A 15,177-nucleotide genomic window follows, 5' to 3' on the forward strand; every position below is an offset into this window, starting at 1 on the left:
CCCATGGATACCTGTTTAACTGATCCCAATCCCTGCCGCGTGATCGGCGTGCTGGATGACGGTGCCGCAAGCCTGAATGCAACAGCGCTGGCATGGCTGCGCAATGCCGACGTGGTGATCGGCGGCGCCCGCACTCTCGCGCTGATGAAGAATGAGTTCAAGCCAGGCGCCATCTGCCGCGACCTGACTGCACGCCTGAAGGAGGTTCCCGACTGGGTGCGCGCCGCGCGTGCCGACAACTTGTGCTGCGCGGTGCTGGCGACCGGCGATCCGCTGTGCCACGGTATTGCGCCTTACCTGGCGCAGCACCTGTGCGTGCAGGCGCTGGAGATACTCCCCAACCTGTCGACGCTGCAGCTGGCTTGCGCACGCATCGGGCTGGCCTGGCAAGATGCGCGCATTGTGTCGGTTCATGCCCGCGACGCCGGCGAATGGTCGCGCGGCAGTACACCTGGCCACGGCCTGTACGGACTGGCCCAGGCGCTGCGCCGGCATGCACGCCTGCTGGTGCTGACCAGTCCTGACAACAGTCCGGACCGCATCGCCCGGCTGCTGCTGGCTGAAGGCCTGGGCGACGATTTCCACATGGCGGTCGCAGAGAACCTTCTGCAGCCAGAGGAACGCGTACTGGCAGAACTTAGCCCACGTGAAGCGGCTGGCATGCAGTTCGCCGCCCTGAACGTCGTGTTGCTATGGCGCGTAACGCCGGTGCCAAGCCCTGTGCGATTCGGCCTGGCGGACGCGGAATTCGAACAGCGCCAGCCGGAGAAGGGCCTGATCACCAAGCAGGAAGTGCGCGCCGTCAGCCTGGCGCGGCTCCAGCTTCGATCCGACAGCGTGGTGTGGGATATCGGCGCCGGTTCCGGCTCGGTAGGCCTGGAAGCGGCCCGTTTGTGCCCACAGGGGCACGTGTTTGCCATCGAAAAGAACGAGGATGACTGCGCCATCGCAGGCCGCAACCACGCTGCGTTCGGCGTGGCAAATTACAGCCTGTACCACGCCAAGGCGCCCGATGGCCTGGATGCCTGGCCCGATCCGGACGCCGTATTCATCGGCGGCTCGGGCGGCGAACTTGCGGGATTGATTACCGGCGTGCTGCGACGCTTGCGTCCCGGCGGCACGCTGGTGATGAACTTCGTCACGCTTGAAAACCTTGCCACGGCCACTGCCGCATTGCAGGCGCTGGAGAGCAACGGCGTGAGCTGGGACGTGCTGCAATTGCAGGCCGCGCGCAGCAAGCCGATCCTGCACATGCACCGCATGGCGGCCGAAAATCCTGTGTGGATCGTTTGTGCACGCCGCTCTGGGGGAACAGCATGAGCGGTACCTTGTGGGGGATCTCCCTCGGCCCCGGCGACCCGGGCCTGATTACACGCGCCGCGTGGGAAGCGTTGCAGCGGCGCGATGCGATTTGGGTCTACCCGGCGCGCAGCGGCAAGACCCCAAGCTACGCATTCGATATTGTGCAACGCGCCGGCCTTGCACCGCCCGACAAGCATGAATTGCTGCTGTTCCCCATGACGCACGACGGCGAAAAGCTCGCACGGGCCTGGATGAAGGCCGCCGAAACCGTGCTGCCCTGGCTTCGCGCGGGCCGCGACGTGCTTTTTCTCGTCGAAGGGGACGCCAGCACCTATGCCACCTTCGGCCACCTGGCGCGCACGGTGCGGGCTTTGGACGAGCAGGTGCCTGTGCAAGTCATCGCCGGCGTCAACGCCTTCACCGCCGCCTGCGCCGAAGTGCCAGTGCCGTTCGCAGAACAGGATGACACGGTCGCAATCGTGCCAGCGGCATATGGCGTCAGCGCCATCGACCGTCTGTTGCCGGACTTCGACACCCTGGTGTTGATGAAGGTGAAGCCCCTGCTCGATGAACTGATCGACTGGCTTGAGCGCAAGGATTTGCTGGAGGGCGCGCACTTTATCGAACGTGTCGGCGCCCCGGACGAGCGTCGCTTCAGCGGCGCCGAGATCCTGGCGCTGCGGGGCACCAAAGTCAGCTACCTGTCGCTGCTGATCGTCAAGCACGGACAGCGCATTCGCGGTGAGCGCATCAAGGGCTGCCTCAAGAAGGCCGGCCCTCAACCATTAACCCTGGAGACTGCATGAGCAGCTTATCAATTGTCGACACAGCGGCGCCGCGCTTATGCCTGGTAGCCATCACGAAGCATGGCGCGGCACAGGCTGCACGCCTGGCCGCGGACCTGCCCGGCGCCGACATCTGCACTTCCGCCAAGTTTGCGGCGCAATTTTCCGGTCTGCCGAATGCGGTACGCGCCTACGACGGCGCGCTGCGCGATGAAATCGGGCCCTTGTTTGAAGGCTACGACCAGATCGTGTTCTTCGTGTCGCTTGGCGCCGTGGTGCGCCTGATCGCCCCTCACCTGCGCAGCAAGGACGAAGACCCCGGCGTGATCGTGGTGGACGACGCCGGCCAGTACGTGATCCCGGTCCTGTCCGGCCACGTCGGCGGCGCCAATGAATGGAGCGAGCGCGTGGCCGACCTGCTGGGCGCAGCGCCGGTGCTGACCACCGCTTCGGATGTGGGCCGCACCATTCCCGTCGATATCCTCGGCCGCCACCTTGGCTGGCGAGTGGAAGCGCCCAAGATCAACATCACGCGCGTTTCTGCGCACGTCGTGAACGGCGAACCGATCGCCTTCGTACAGGAAGCCGGCAGCCCGAATTGGTGGACCAGGCCGACGCCGCTGCCGGACAACATTCGCTTCTTCAAGCACTTCGACGACGTACTGCTGGAGCGCTACACCGCGCTGCTGTGGGTAACCCATGCCGAGGTGCCGGAAGAACGCTGGAATGCCCTCCACGAACGACTGGTGGTGTATCGCCCGCCTCTGGACGGCGCAGCGTGAGCACTTTCACGATCGGCCTTGGTTGCGACCGTGGCGCCATGCTGCAAACGGTGCGTGAGGCCGTGCATGCAGCGCTGCGCGAGGCCGGAGCCCAACCCGGGCAGGTAAGCGCCGCCGCAAGCATCACGCTGAAACGCGATGAAGAGGCTTTGCTCGCCTTCGCGCAGGAATGCGGCTGGCCGCTGCACTTCTATGCACCGGAAGAATTGGCTGCCGTTCCGGTCCCTAATCCTTCAGAAACCGTGCGCCGCTACACCGGCACGCCATCGGTAAGCGAGGCTGCCGCCCTGCTGGCCGCCGGCGCAGGCACGCCAATGACCGCCCTGGTGGTCGAAAAATTCAAACTCCGAGGCGTGGACAACCGCAATGTCACCGTCTCGATCGCAAGGAAGAATCCATGAACGCACAACTCGAACAGCCCGCCGTCGCGGGAAAGATCATGCTGGTGGGGATAGGCCCCGGCAGCGTGGACCACATGACACAGCGCGCCCGCGACGCCATCGCCGAAGCCGATGTGGTAATTGGCTACGTCACCTACATCAAGCTGGTGGCCGACCTCATTGAAGGCAAGGAGATCATCCGCAAATCGATGACGGAAGAACTGGACCGCGCCGTCAGCGCACTCGAAGCAGCGCGCGCCGGCAAGAAGGTGGCCCTGATTTCGTCCGGCGACGCCGGCGTGTACGGCATGGCCGGTCCGACCTACGAAGTGCTGTTCCAGTCCGGCTGGACCCCGGAAGACCCGGTGCAAGTGGAGATCATCCCCGGCGCATCGGCCCTGAACAGCTGCGCGGCCCTGGTCGGCGCACCGCTGACCCACGACTTCTGCGCGATTTCGCTGTCCGACCTGCTGACGCCCTGGCCGACCATTGCCCGCCGCCTGGATGCGGTGGCGATGGCGGACTTCGTTGTGGCGCTGTACAACCCGAAAAGCGGCCGCCGCACACGCCAGATTGTGGAAGCGCAGCGCCTCTTCCTGCGCCATCGCCGTGCCGACACTCCGGTCGCCATCGTCAAGAGCGCCTACCGCCGCCGCGAAAATATCGTCTTCACCACCCTCGACAGCATGGCCGACGCCGACATCGGCATGCTCAGCACTGTCCTGATTGGCAACAGCAACACCTTCATGCGCAACGGCCTGATGGTAACGCCGCGCGGCTACGCCAACAAATACGACATGCAAGAGGGTGGCGCGACGCGCGAAGGTGAGCGTGCAGGCCGTTCCCTGTCGACAGGCCTGCTGGGATGGCTCGATACGCTGCGTGCCGAACACGAAGCCGGTGCAAGCATTGAAGAACTGGCTGCGCAGTACCGACTGCCCGCCGACTATATCCGCGCCACGCTCGACGAGCCGTGGGAAGGCGAGACCAGCACCGAAGCGGAAGGGAGCGAAGCATGAGCGACACCCCGGTAAAACCAAAGATCAGCAGCTACCACCGCCACCTGCTGATTTGCACCGGCCCGCGCTGCACTGCCGACGGCCAGTCGCAGGCCCTGTTCGACAGCCTGGGCGACAAGTTCAAGGCCGCGGGCTTGAACGAAGGCGAACTGCGCGTGAAGCGCAGCCGGGTAAGCTGCTTCGCGGCCTGCAAGGGCGGCCCGATCGTCTGCGTCCAGCCGGACGGCACCTGGTACTACAATGTCACTCCCGAGAACATGGACCGCATCATCGACCAACACCTGTGCAATGGACAGGCCGTTGAGGAAATCGTGTTCCATCAACAGTGAGAGTAGAAGTGCAAAGCAGTTTTGACCAGGCAGCGATTGATGCCGTTTATCGTGTAATTGCCGAACGGCGCGACGTGCGCCACTTCGTACCTGGTGCAATCGATGAAGACCTCCTCATGCGCCTGTTGGCAGCGGCCCACCACGCGCCAAGTGTCGGCCTGATGCAGCCCTGGCGCTTCATCCGCATCCAGAGCCCCGAGCTGCGCGAGCAGATGTATCGGCTGGTTGACGAGGAGCGCCGGGCCACCGGCGCCGCTCTCGGCGACCGCAACGAAGAGTTCATGCGGCTGAAGGTCGAAGGCATCCGCGACTGCGGCGAAGTGCTGGTGGCGGCCCTGATGGACCATCGCGAAAAGCACATCTTCGGCCGCCGTACATTGCCTGAAATGGACCTGGCCTCGGTCGCCTGCGCCATCCAGAACATGTGGCTGGCCGCCCGTGCGGAAGGCCTGGGCATGGGTTGGGTGTCGCTGTTCGACCCGCTCAAGCTGGCGGCCTTGCTGGGCATCCCCGCTGGCGGCAAGCCGGTCGCCATCATCTGCCTGGGCCACGTCGCCGGCTTTTATCCCAAGCCGATGCTGGAGCTCGAGGGATGGGCCATGCGCGGCAAACTGGCCGACCTGGTTTATACCGACCGGTGGCAGGATAACAACAGTGCATAGCGTATAATCGCCGCCGTTTGGTGCCTCGCGCGCGTTCAAGCGTGCAGTTAAACGGGAAACACATGGCCGTGCTGGTTCAGCCGGCAGGCCAGGGTGTGCTGCCCCCGCAACGGTAAGCAAGCATCGTTCTCCAACGAAGGCCGTCTACACAAGCCACTGTGCGCAAGCATGGGAAGGCAAGACGGTCCGCCTTGCCAGCCCGGATACCGGCCAGACAGGTGGTGCACGCATCGGGAAGATGCGCGCGCTGTTCGGTCGCGCTCACGGGGAGGTGGGCGGGATTGCCGATTCAAACATCCATAATGAAAAAGAAACTGATCCCCATGATCGCGGGGGCCTTGTGTGCTGTCGCGCAGGCACAAGAGCAAGAGACACCAGCCAGGGTGTACGTCGTTGGCCACCACTATGACAATGGCATTCGCACTTCCGACGCAGCCAGCGAAGGAACCATCACCTCAGCACTGATCGCCAACCGGCCTGCCTTGCGGCCCGGCGAGATCCTTGAATTCGTGCCGGGCATGATCGTCACCCAGCACAGCGGCGACGGCAAGGCGAACCAGTACTACCTGCGCGGCTTCAACCTGGACCACGGTACCGACTTCGCCACCTTCGTCGACGGCATGCCGGTCAATATGCGCACGCACGGCCACGGCCAGGGCTATACGGACCTGAATTTCCTGATTCCAGAACTGGTTGGCCGCATCCGCTACCGCAAAGGCCCCTATTACGCAGACGAAGGCGATTTTGCATCGGCCGGCGCCGCGCATATGGGCCTGTCCGATAAGCTGAACGAATATTTTGCATCGCTGACCGTCGGCGCGGATAACTATCGCCGCGGCGTAGTGGCGAATTCCACCGAGGTTGGCAACGGCAACCTGCTGTATGCACTCGATTTGGGCCACAACGACGGCCCTTGGCAGATGCCGGAAGCGTTCCACAAATCGACGGGTGTGCTGCGATACAGTTCGGGCAACAGCGCGGAGCGTTTCAGCATTACCGGCATGGCTTACAAGGCCGGCTGGCACGCGACCAGCCAGATCCCGCTGCGCGCGGTACAGGACGGACGGCTGGATGAATTCGGGGCAGCCGATCCGAGCGACGGCGGACGCACCGCGCGCTACAGCCTTTCCGCCGAATGGCGCAAGCGCGCGGGCGACACGCTGACGGAGGCGCACGCCTACCTGGTGCGCAACGATCTCTCGCTGTACAACGACGTCACCTATTTCCTCGACGATCCGGTCAACGGCGACCAGGTGCTGCAGACGGAACGCCGCAAGATGACGGGTTTCGACCTGACCCAAACCTGGTTCGGTCAACTCGGCCAACGCTCGATGGAGAACAACATCGGCGTGCAGGGGCGCTTCGACCGCATTGCGCCAGTCGGGCTGTACGCTACGACGCAGCAGCAGGTGCGGCATCCGATCGCCGAATCGCGCGTTACCGAGGCGAGTGTGGCCGCATGGTTCCAGAGCACTGTGCAGTGGACGGACTGGCTGCGCTCCATTGCCGGCGTGCGCTACGACAGCTACCGCTTTAATGTCGGCAGCTCCATCGCGGAGAACAGCGGGAAGGTGAATGATCACATTGCATCACCCAAGATCTCGCTTGTGCTCGGGCCCTGGAGCAAGACGGAGTTCTTTGTGAACTACGGCGAAGGCTTCCACAGCAACGATGCGCGCGGTACCACGGCACGCCTGTCGCCACGCGAACGCGAGCCTGTCGATCCTGTCACGCCGCTGGTGAAAACGCGCGGTGCGGAAGTCGGCGCCCGCAGCGAGTTCGTGACCGGCCTGCAAAGCTCGGTCGCACTGTGGCGCCTGCGTTCCGGGTCCGAACTGGTATTTTCCGGCGATGCCGGCGACACGGCGCCGAGCCGCGCCAGCAAGCGTTCCGGCGTCGAGTGGAACAATCACTACGCCGCGACCAAGCACCTGCTGCTGGACTTCGACCTGGCCTATTCGCGTGCGCGCTACACGGAGTTCGACGCCGCTGGCGACCGTGTGCCGGGCGCTGTGGAAAAGGTGGCTTCGTTTGGCGCAACGCTGAACGACATCGGCCCATGGTCCGGCGCATTCCAGCTGCGCTATTTCGGTCCGCGGCCGCTGGTGGAAGACAACAGCGTCCGCTCGTCGAGCACTGCCATCGCCTACCTGCGCACCAGCTATCGCTTCGACCGCCGCTGGCAACTGACGGCCGACGTGTTCAACCTGTTTGACCGCAAGGCGAGTGATGTCGACTACTACTACGCATCACGCCTCGCGGGCGAACCGGCAGAAGGCGTGTCCGACATCCACTTTCACCCCGGCGAACCGCGCACGGTGCGTTTGACTTTGCGCGCCGTGTTCTGATCCGCCAGCCCGGCCAAGTATGCGCACAGCATATCGGCCAGGCCGCCTGCGTAAGCCTTGATCTCTTTATCGGTACGGGGTTCCTGGGAAAACTGCTGGCCGACGGCGCTGAGAGTATCCATCACCAGGTCGCTTGCCAAAGTGCGCTCCGCATTGGTTGCATTGGGCAGGACCTGGTCGATGAAGGTCCGGAACATCCGGTCGCCGGAGGCTTTGGTTTCGATGGCCTCCGGCGCGTCGCGGTAAAGCGGCGCTGCATCGTTAAGCGCGGTGCGCACCGCCGCTTCTTCACATTCAGAGCGCACGAAGACATGCACCAGCTTACGCAAGCGCTCCAGCGGCGGCTTTGCTGCATCCTGCAGGATTTCCGACAGCATGGCCGACGTTTGCTGCCACTCGTCGCTTTGCAGGCGGAACAGGATCGAAGCCTTGTTGGGGAAGTACTGGTAGATCGAGCCCACGCTCACCCCCGCGCGCTCCGCCACGCGCGTTGTGGTGAAGCGGCGGGCGCCTTCTTTCGCCAAAACCTGAATAGCTGCCTGCAGAATTGCGCTGACGAGGTCATTGGAGCGGGCCTGTTTTGGCCTTCTTCGCGAGGAAACTCGGGCGTTTTTGCTATCGGTCATGGCGGGTCCTGGGAACGCGAATATGAAATGTGAAGGATTCTTCATATTATTCCTGCTCTTACACAAGAAAGGAATACCCCCATGATTACCCTGACATCCGCACCTGTCGCGCCCCTGCTGAACCGCCTGTTTGACGAAGCCAAAAGCGCGCGTGTGCCCGCCATCGCCGCCTTCGCCGCTCTGCCGGAAGAGGAGCGCGTGCGCATCATGAGCAGCAAGACCGGTTATCGCGAAATCTACGCGGACCTGAAAGATGCCGCGATCCCGGTGTCGCGCGAGACGGGCCTGCTGCTGTACATGTTGGCGCGCAACGCCAAGGCAAACGTGATCGTCGAATTCGGCACCTCGTTCGGCATCTCGACCCTGCACCTGGCTGCAGCCCTGCGCGACAACGGCGGCGGCCTGCTGATCACCACGGAGTTCGAGCCATCCAAGGCACAGCGCGCCCGCGAGAATCTTGAGGCAGGCGGCCTGCTTGACCTGGTTGAAATCCGCGAGGGCGACGCACTGGAAACCCTGCGCGCCGGCTTGCCGGAACAGATCGATCTACTGCTGCTTGATGGCGCCAAAGGCCTGTACTTCGACATCCTGCGCCTGGTGGAACACCGCCTGCGTCCCGGCGCGCTGATCATCGCCGACAATGCAGATTACTGCCCTGAGTACATGTCGGTGGTGCGCGAGCCGGACGGCGACTACCTGTCCTTGCCGTTGCCCGGCGACGTTGAACTTTCGATGAAGCGCAACTAAGTCACGAAGCGTCCGCCCACTCCATCGAGCGCTGCACCGGGGAAGTAGCGGCTCAGGCGACCGGTATTGCAGAGGGACTTGTGCTTTCATTTGATCGCTGTCGCCGCAGCCCTGATTCTGATCAGCTATTCCCCGAACAGGATAGCGACATGCCGTAGCTAACGCATGCCAAGACATGGGCACCGACGTGGTCGTCTAAATACCCGCTTCGGGTTCGTGGAAAAAAATTGATCATAATCGATCTTTTGCGTCATAAATGATCGTGTTTAACCTATAATTTATTTTATTATTGATCGCTTTAAATCGATCAAATTTGAGCTAAAATATTGATCATGATCGATATTTTTACACTCGCATGGACATCAAAAAGTTACAACTTGGACAGTTAAGCGAGGCCTTGCGAGGTGTTCACATTCCGCCGCGCCCACCTGTTGGCTGGATTCAATCAATTCGCAAAACGGTAGGAATGACCACCCGTCAACTAGCGGAACGCATGGGAGTTGCGCAAAGCACGGTCGTGGCCATGGAACAGTCGGAAAAAGGTGGCACGATCACATTGGACAGTTTGCATCGTGCTGCCGAGGCATTGGATTGTGAGTTGCGCTATGTTTTGGTTCCTCGTCAAGAGTTGCAAACCAAGGTCGAACAACAAGCGACCATCGTTGCGAAGAGAAACATCGCGAAAGTTGCTCACACGATGAGCCTGGAGAATCAAGAACCGTCGGATAAATTCAAGAATTCCTTGCTGAACGAAGAAAAGGAAAGAATCATGAGAGGGCGCTGGGGCAAGCTATGGGACCGCTAGGCGGATCGCACGCCCCCGGCGCCACACCAAACGATCCGGATGAGGTAGCAGGCCTGATCCCTAAACACATCACCACCCGTGGAGAGCTCGACGAATGGGAAACATCGAATATCTTAGCGGGGAGAAATTGGGCGTTTAACAACCGCTATCGCGGCGACATTCTCTCTGAGGACTATGTACGAAAACTGCATAAGCAGATGTTTGGCAAAACATGGAAATGGGCTGGCACATTTCGCAACACGGAGAAATCGATTGGTGTCGATCCGGCACGAATTGCAGTGGACCTACACAATCTACTCGGCGACGTGAAAACTCAGCTCGAGTTCAGTTCGTATCCTCTGGACGAGATCGCCACTCGGCTACATCATCGTCTCGTCTTGATCCATCCATTTCCGAACGGGAACGGTCGCCACGCTCGGCTTCTCACAGAGGTCTTCCTGCAAGTGAATGGCGCTGCGCCATTCACTTGGGGACAAGTCAACTTGAACGCCGCATCGGCAACACGTTCTGCTTACATCGCTGCACTACAAGCGGCTGACGCGCGCGATTACGCTCCCTTGTTGAATTTCGTAAGGTCATAATCCTCATGCTGACCAAATTTGGTCGGCATGAGGTTAGGCGGCACGGCGAGCTGAATATGTCGTGGCGATTATTCGACAGTCACAGATTTCGCCAGATTACGTGGCTTGTCAACGTCGGTACCGCGTGCGAGGGCGGTGTGATACGCCAGCAGCTGCAACGCGACCACGTGCAGGATCGGCGACAACTGGCCGTAGTGCTCCGGCAGGCGGATCACGTGCAGGCCGTCGCCAGAGGTGATGCGCGAATCGACGTCGGCGAAGACGTAGAGCTGGCCGCCGCGGGCGCGCACTTCCTGCATGTTCGATTTCAGTTTTTCCAGCAATGCGTCGTTCGGGGCGATGGTCACGACCGGCATTTCGTCGGTCACCAGCGCCAGCGGGCCGTGTTTCAGTTCACCGGCTGGATAGGCTTCCGCGTGGATGTACGAAATCTCTTTCAGCTTCAGCGCGCCTTCCAGGGCGATCGGATAGTGCATGCCGCGGCCCAGGAAGAGGGCGTTTTCCTTGCGCGCAAACTCTTCGGCCCAGGCGATGATCTGCGGTTCCAGCGCCAGCACGGCGGCGATGGCGGAAGGCAGGTGGCGCATGGCTTTCAGGTGCGCGGATTCCTGTTCTTCGGTCAGCAGGCCATTCACTTGCGCCAGGCTGAGGGTCAGCAGGAACAGGGCTGCGAGCTGGGTGGTGAAGGCTTTGGTCGATGCCACGCCCACTTCCACGCCGGCGCGGGTGATGTAGGCCAGTTTGCACTCGCGCACCATGGCGCTGGTGGCGACGTTGCAGATGGTCAGGGTGTGCTCCATCCCCAGGCTGCGCGCGTGCTTCAGCGCGGCGATGGTGTCGGCGGTTTCGCCGGACTGGGAAATGGTCACGACCAGCGTTTTCGGATTCGGCACGCTGTCGCGGTAGCGGTATTCGGAGGCGATCTCCACGCTGACCGGTACCTTGGCGATCGATTCGATCCAGTATTTTGCAGTCGATCCGGCGTAGTAGCTGGTGCCGCAGGCGAGGATCAGCACGCGGTCGATTTCCTTGAACACTTTATAGGCGCCGTCGCCGAACAGTTCCGGCATGATGCCGGTCACGCCTTCCAGCGTATCGCCGACCACGCGTGGCTGCTCGAAGATTTCCTTCTGCATGAAGTGGCGGTATGGGCCCAGTTCCGCCGCGCCGGTGTGGGCGTGCACAGTCTTTACTTCGCGCTGCACCTGTTTGCCGTCGACGTCGACGATCCAGACGCGGCCCAGTTGCAGGTCGACCACGTCGCCTTCTTCCAGGTAAATGATCTGGTCGGTGGTGCCGGCCAGCGCCATGGCGTCGGAGGCGACGAAGTTTTCACCCTGGCCGATGCCGACGATCAGCGGCGAGCCCTGGCGCGCGGCGACCACGCGGTGCGGCTCTTCGCGGCAGAACACGGCGATGGCGTAGGCGCCGTGCAGGCGCTTGACGGCGTGCTGCACGGTGTCGAACAGGTCGCCGTTGTACATGTGGTCGACCAGGTGGGCGATCACTTCGGTGTCGGTCTGGCTGGTGAAGACGTAACCCAGGGCGGTCAGTTCGGCGCGCAGTTCGTCGTGGTTTTCAATGATGCCGTTGTGGACCAGAGCGATGCGGGCGGCCGACTCGCTTGGCGAGAAGTGCGGGTGGGCGTTGTGCGAGGCTGGGGCGCCGTGGGTGGCCCAACGCGTGTGGGCAATGCCGGTGAAGCCGTTCAGGCCACCTTCGTCGATCTGCTTTTCGAGGTCGGCCACGCGGGAGGTGCTGCGGGAGCGCTGCAGTTTGCCGTCCAGGTGCAGGGCGACGCCGCAGGAGTCGTAGCCGCGGTATTCCAGGCGCTTCAGGCCTTCAACCAGGATCGGGGTGATATTGCGCTGGGCTACAGCGCCGACGATACCGCACATACGCGACCTCATTCTTTAAAAGTTAATGAATGCATGCTAGAGCAGGCGCAGAGAAATTTGCTTTCTCATTTTTCCATACTGTGAAAGAATATTTCTCACGACACTTTGCTAGAAATATTATTTCAAATTATGGTCTTTGATGAAATCGACCGTCGCATCCTCAATGCTTTGCAGAAGGATGCCTCTCAAACCAACGCTGAACTGGCTGCTGCCGTGCACGTGTCCGCGCCTACCTGTTTGCGCCGGGTCAAGCATTTGCGCGATTCCGGGGTAATAGAACGGGAGGTTGCCCTGGTTGCGGCGGATAAGGTCGGGGCGCACCTGACGGCGGTTGTGGAAATCTCCCTGGATATCCAGGCCGCTGAGCGGATGACGGAATTCGAGGCGCTGGTGGCGCCGGAACCGGCCATACTCCAGTGCTATCGCGTCTCTCCCGGGCCGGATTTCGTGCTCATCGTGCAGGTGTCGGACATGCCGGCCTACCATGCATTGGCCCACCGTTTGTTCGCCGGGCAGGCCAATGTGCGCAATGTCAAAGCCTACTTTTCCACTTTCCGGAGCAAGTTCGAGACCAGCATTCCGGTCTGAGCCAGTTATCCCGGTTTATACCGGGCTAAGCACAGGCTTATACACATCTTTTTCCACACCACCGCGCCGCTCCGGCGCGGTTATCCAGCGATACGCACCGCATATCCTCGCGTTTTCCGCAGGGTTTCCCACATCCTTATCCACAGTTTTAAGTTATCCGTGGTTGTTAGCCGGTATTCCCCAGGCTTTTCCACAGACGCAGTGCAACGGCGCGCTGTGTAGATAATCTACGCGTGTCGGCCGCCTCTTATCCAAGGCCTGTCCCATGGTTTTCATGCGGAATTGCACCGGCTTTTACACATCTTTATCCACAGCGCTAGAATGGGGCATGAACTACCTCGCACATATCTACCTGGCACGCCATAGCGAGGCGGCCATGGTCGGCGCCATGCTGGGCGATTTCGTCAAAGCGAACGGCGGGGATCACTACGCGCCGGAGATCGCGAATGAGATCGCGCTGCACCGATTTATCGACTCTTTCACGGATAGTCACCCGGTAGTGACCGAGGCCAAAAGCTTGTTCACGGAAGGCCGGCGGCGTTATGCGGGCATCGTTCTGGACGTGTTCTACGACCATATCCTGAGCCAGCGCTGGGACGAATACTGCGAGGAGCCGCGCCAGGAACTGATCGAGCGCTTCTACGCCGCCCTGGCGGCGCATGAAGGGCAGTTGCCGGAACGGCTGCGCGAAATCCTGCCCAAGCTGATCAAGCAGGACTGGCTGGGTGCTTATGGGGAGTTCAGCGGGGTCGAGCTGGCGCTGACCCGCATGTCGGACAGGTTAAGCCGGAACGGCCACCTGCTGCGCGAGGGCATCGGGGAAGTGCAGCAGCACTACGAAGCGATCGCCGATGGTTTCGATCGCTTCTTCCCCGAGCTGGTGAAATTTACTTACCAGCGCCGCCGCCAGTTCTCGGTTGCTTAGGTCTTCTTTACCTTCACTGGGCGCTTCCAGCCTTCAACCGTCAACTGTTTAGGGCGCGAGATGGTCAGCTTGCCGGCTGGTGCGTCCTTGGTCAGCGTCGTGCCGGCGCCGATGGTCGCGCCTGCGCCCACGGTTACAGGCGCCACGAGCTGGCTGTCGCTGCCGATGAAGGCGTCGTCTTCGATCACGGTGCGGAACTTGTTCGCGCCATCGTAGTTGCAGGTGATGGTGCCGGCGCCGATGTTCACGCGCGAACCGACGGTAGCATCGCCCACGTAAGCCAGGTGGTTTGCCTTGCTGTGCGCGGCGACCTGGCTGTTCTTGATTTCGACGAAGTTACCCACATGGACGTCTTCACCCAGTTCGGTGCCAGGGCGCAGGCGGGCATAAGGTCCGATCTGGCCCTTGTCGCCGACCACCGCTTCTTCGATATGGGTAAAAGCCTTGATATTGGCGCCGGCGCCGATCTTCGCGTTAATCAGCACGCAGTTCGGACCGATGGTTGCGCCCTCGCCGATTTCGACCTTGCCTTCGAAGACGCAGCCAACGTCGATGGTCACATCGCGGCCACAAGTCAGCTCGCCACGCACGTCGATACGCGCAGGGTCGGCCAGGGTCACGCCTTTGTCCAGCAAGCAGTTGGCGACATTGCGCTGGTAGATGCGTTCCAGTTCGGCCAGTTGGGCCTTGCTGTTCACGCCCAGCACTTCCCACGCTGCGGCAGGGTGGGCCGAGACGACTTGCACGCCTTCTTCCACCGCCATGGCGACGATATCGGTCAGGTAGTACTCGCCTTGCGCGTTTTCGTTTTTCAGCTTGCCCAGCCACTGCTTCAGCTTGGCGGTCGGGATCACCATGATGCCGGAATTGATTTCCTTGATCAGGCGCTCGGCTTCTGTGGCATCCTTCTCTTCAACGATGCGCTGGATCGCTCCGCCCACGCGAACGATGCGACCCAGGCCGAACGGGTTGTCCTGCACCACGGTCAGGATGCCCAGCTTGTCCTTGCCGGCGGCTTCGGCCAGGCGTTTCAGGGAAGCGGCGGAAGTCAGCGGCACGTCGCCATACAGCACCAGGGTTGGCTGGTCGTCGTCGAGGTGCTCAAGGCCTTGCTGGACAGCGTGGCCGGTGCCGAGTTGCGGTTCCTGCAGGGCGGCCGAGATTTCGGTGCCGGGAACGGCCTTGTGCTTGTCCAGCGAAGCCAGCACCGCTGCGCCGCCGTGCCCGTAAATGACGCACAATTTAGCCGGAGACAGGCTGCGCGCGGTGTCGATGACGTGGGACAACAGAGGCTTGCCGGCTACGGGATGCAAAACTTTTGGCAGCGCCGACTGCATGCGCTTACCCATGCCGGCGGCGAGAATGACGACGTTCATAGACCGTAGTTTTCTTGTGTGAGT

16 protein-coding genes and 1 riboswitch are annotated in these 15,177 nt (G+C 61.7%); of the genes, 13 read left to right on the forward strand and 3 right to left on the reverse strand.

What is annotated here, in order from left to right; translation table 11 throughout:
• Positions 1–3 precede the first annotated feature (3 nt).
• The 8 genes from cbiE to ACN9MU_RS01760 all read left to right on the forward strand — a co-directional run bounded on the left by cbiE (position 4) and on the right by ACN9MU_RS01760 (position 7,607).
• Positions 4–1,320 (forward strand): precorrin-6y C5,15-methyltransferase (decarboxylating) subunit CbiE, encoded by a 1,317-nt coding sequence (gene cbiE, locus ACN9MU_RS01725; protein WP_426344036.1) that lies wholly within the window; start codon positions 4–6, stop codon positions 1,318–1,320.
• On the forward strand, positions 1,317–2,108 hold the full coding sequence (gene cobI, locus ACN9MU_RS01730; protein WP_426344037.1) for a precorrin-2 C(20)-methyltransferase: 792 nt from the start codon (positions 1,317–1,319) through the stop codon (positions 2,106–2,108). The genes cbiE and cobI overlap by 4 nt, the downstream gene beginning before the upstream one ends.
• Complete coding sequence (locus ACN9MU_RS01735; protein WP_426344038.1) at positions 2,105–2,869, forward strand: cobalamin biosynthesis central domain-containing protein; 765 nt, start codon at positions 2,105–2,107, stop codon at positions 2,867–2,869. The genes cobI and ACN9MU_RS01735 overlap by 4 nt, the downstream gene beginning before the upstream one ends.
• On the forward strand, positions 2,866–3,270 hold the full coding sequence (locus tag ACN9MU_RS01740) for a cobalamin biosynthesis protein (protein WP_426344039.1): 405 nt from the start codon (positions 2,866–2,868) through the stop codon (positions 3,268–3,270). Before ACN9MU_RS01735 ends, ACN9MU_RS01740 begins: the two co-directional genes overlap by 4 nt.
• A complete protein-coding gene (gene cobJ / locus ACN9MU_RS01745; protein WP_426344040.1) occupies positions 3,267–4,268 on the forward strand; it encodes a precorrin-3B C(17)-methyltransferase in 1,002 nt (333 codons plus the stop codon). Before ACN9MU_RS01740 ends, cobJ begins: the two co-directional genes overlap by 4 nt.
• Positions 4,265–4,597, forward strand: coding sequence for a (2Fe-2S) ferredoxin domain-containing protein (locus ACN9MU_RS01750; protein WP_426320117.1), 333 nt, complete (start codon positions 4,265–4,267; stop codon positions 4,595–4,597). The genes cobJ and ACN9MU_RS01750 overlap by 4 nt, the downstream gene beginning before the upstream one ends.
• A gap of 8 nt (positions 4,598–4,605) precedes the next feature.
• Positions 4,606–5,259: a 5,6-dimethylbenzimidazole synthase gene (gene bluB / locus ACN9MU_RS01755; protein ID WP_426344041.1), complete on the forward strand. Its 654-nt coding sequence runs from the start codon at positions 4,606–4,608 to the stop codon at positions 5,257–5,259.
• Between the two features lie 2 nt (positions 5,260–5,261).
• Positions 5,262–5,488: riboswitch (cobalamin riboswitch) on the forward strand.
• Between the two features lie 73 nt (positions 5,489–5,561).
• On the forward strand, positions 5,562–7,607 hold the full coding sequence (locus ACN9MU_RS01760) for a TonB-dependent receptor (protein ID WP_426344042.1): 2,046 nt from the start codon (positions 5,562–5,564) through the stop codon (positions 7,605–7,607).
• Here ACN9MU_RS01760 and ACN9MU_RS01765 read toward each other — a convergent pair.
• Positions 7,556–8,278, reverse strand: a complete 723-nt coding sequence (locus tag ACN9MU_RS01765; RefSeq protein ID WP_426344043.1) for a TetR family transcriptional regulator — start codon at positions 8,276–8,278, stop codon at positions 7,556–7,558. The two genes, ACN9MU_RS01760 and ACN9MU_RS01765, sit on opposite strands and share 52 nt — an antisense overlap.
• A 36-nt stretch (positions 8,279–8,314) precedes the next feature.
• Here ACN9MU_RS01765 and ACN9MU_RS01770 point away from each other — a divergent pair, with 36 nt between their 5' ends.
• The 3 genes from ACN9MU_RS01770 to ACN9MU_RS01780 all read left to right on the forward strand — a co-directional run bounded on the left by ACN9MU_RS01770 (position 8,315) and on the right by ACN9MU_RS01780 (position 10,366).
• Entirely contained in the window at positions 8,315–8,980 is a 666-nt protein-coding gene (locus ACN9MU_RS01770; RefSeq protein WP_426344044.1) for an O-methyltransferase, read from the forward strand.
• 355 nt (positions 8,981–9,335) lie between these two features.
• On the forward strand, positions 9,336–9,785 hold the full coding sequence (locus tag ACN9MU_RS01775) for a mobile mystery protein A (RefSeq protein WP_426166929.1): 450 nt from the start codon (positions 9,336–9,338) through the stop codon (positions 9,783–9,785).
• Complete coding sequence (locus tag ACN9MU_RS01780; RefSeq protein ID WP_426166931.1) at positions 9,773–10,366, forward strand: mobile mystery protein B; 594 nt, start codon at positions 9,773–9,775, stop codon at positions 10,364–10,366. The genes ACN9MU_RS01775 and ACN9MU_RS01780 overlap by 13 nt, the downstream gene beginning before the upstream one ends.
• Positions 10,367–10,434: 68 nt before the next feature.
• Here ACN9MU_RS01780 and glmS read toward each other — a convergent pair whose 3' ends face one another.
• Positions 10,435–12,264: a glutamine--fructose-6-phosphate transaminase (isomerizing) gene (gene glmS, locus ACN9MU_RS01785; protein WP_426320127.1), complete on the reverse strand. Its 1,830-nt coding sequence runs from the start codon at positions 12,262–12,264 to the stop codon at positions 10,435–10,437.
• A gap of 129 nt (positions 12,265–12,393) precedes the next feature.
• Here glmS and ACN9MU_RS01790 point away from each other — a divergent pair, with 129 nt between their 5' ends.
• Positions 12,394–12,852 (forward strand): Lrp/AsnC family transcriptional regulator, encoded by a 459-nt coding sequence (locus ACN9MU_RS01790; protein WP_426166935.1) that lies wholly within the window; start codon positions 12,394–12,396, stop codon positions 12,850–12,852.
• Positions 12,853–13,180: 328 nt separating this feature from the next.
• Entirely contained in the window at positions 13,181–13,777 is a 597-nt protein-coding gene (locus tag ACN9MU_RS01795) for an ACP phosphodiesterase (protein WP_426166937.1), read from the forward strand.
• Here ACN9MU_RS01795 and glmU read toward each other — a convergent pair.
• On the reverse strand, positions 13,774–15,153 hold the full coding sequence (gene glmU, locus ACN9MU_RS01800) for a bifunctional UDP-N-acetylglucosamine diphosphorylase/glucosamine-1-phosphate N-acetyltransferase GlmU (protein ID WP_426166939.1): 1,380 nt from the start codon (positions 15,151–15,153) through the stop codon (positions 13,774–13,776). The two genes, ACN9MU_RS01795 and glmU, sit on opposite strands and share 4 nt — an antisense overlap.
• Positions 15,154–15,177: the final 24 nt, after the last annotated feature.

It is taken from the genome of Pseudoduganella sp. R-32 (assembly GCF_049913245.1).
Lineage (GTDB): Bacteria > Pseudomonadota > Gammaproteobacteria > Burkholderiales > Burkholderiaceae_D > Rugamonas.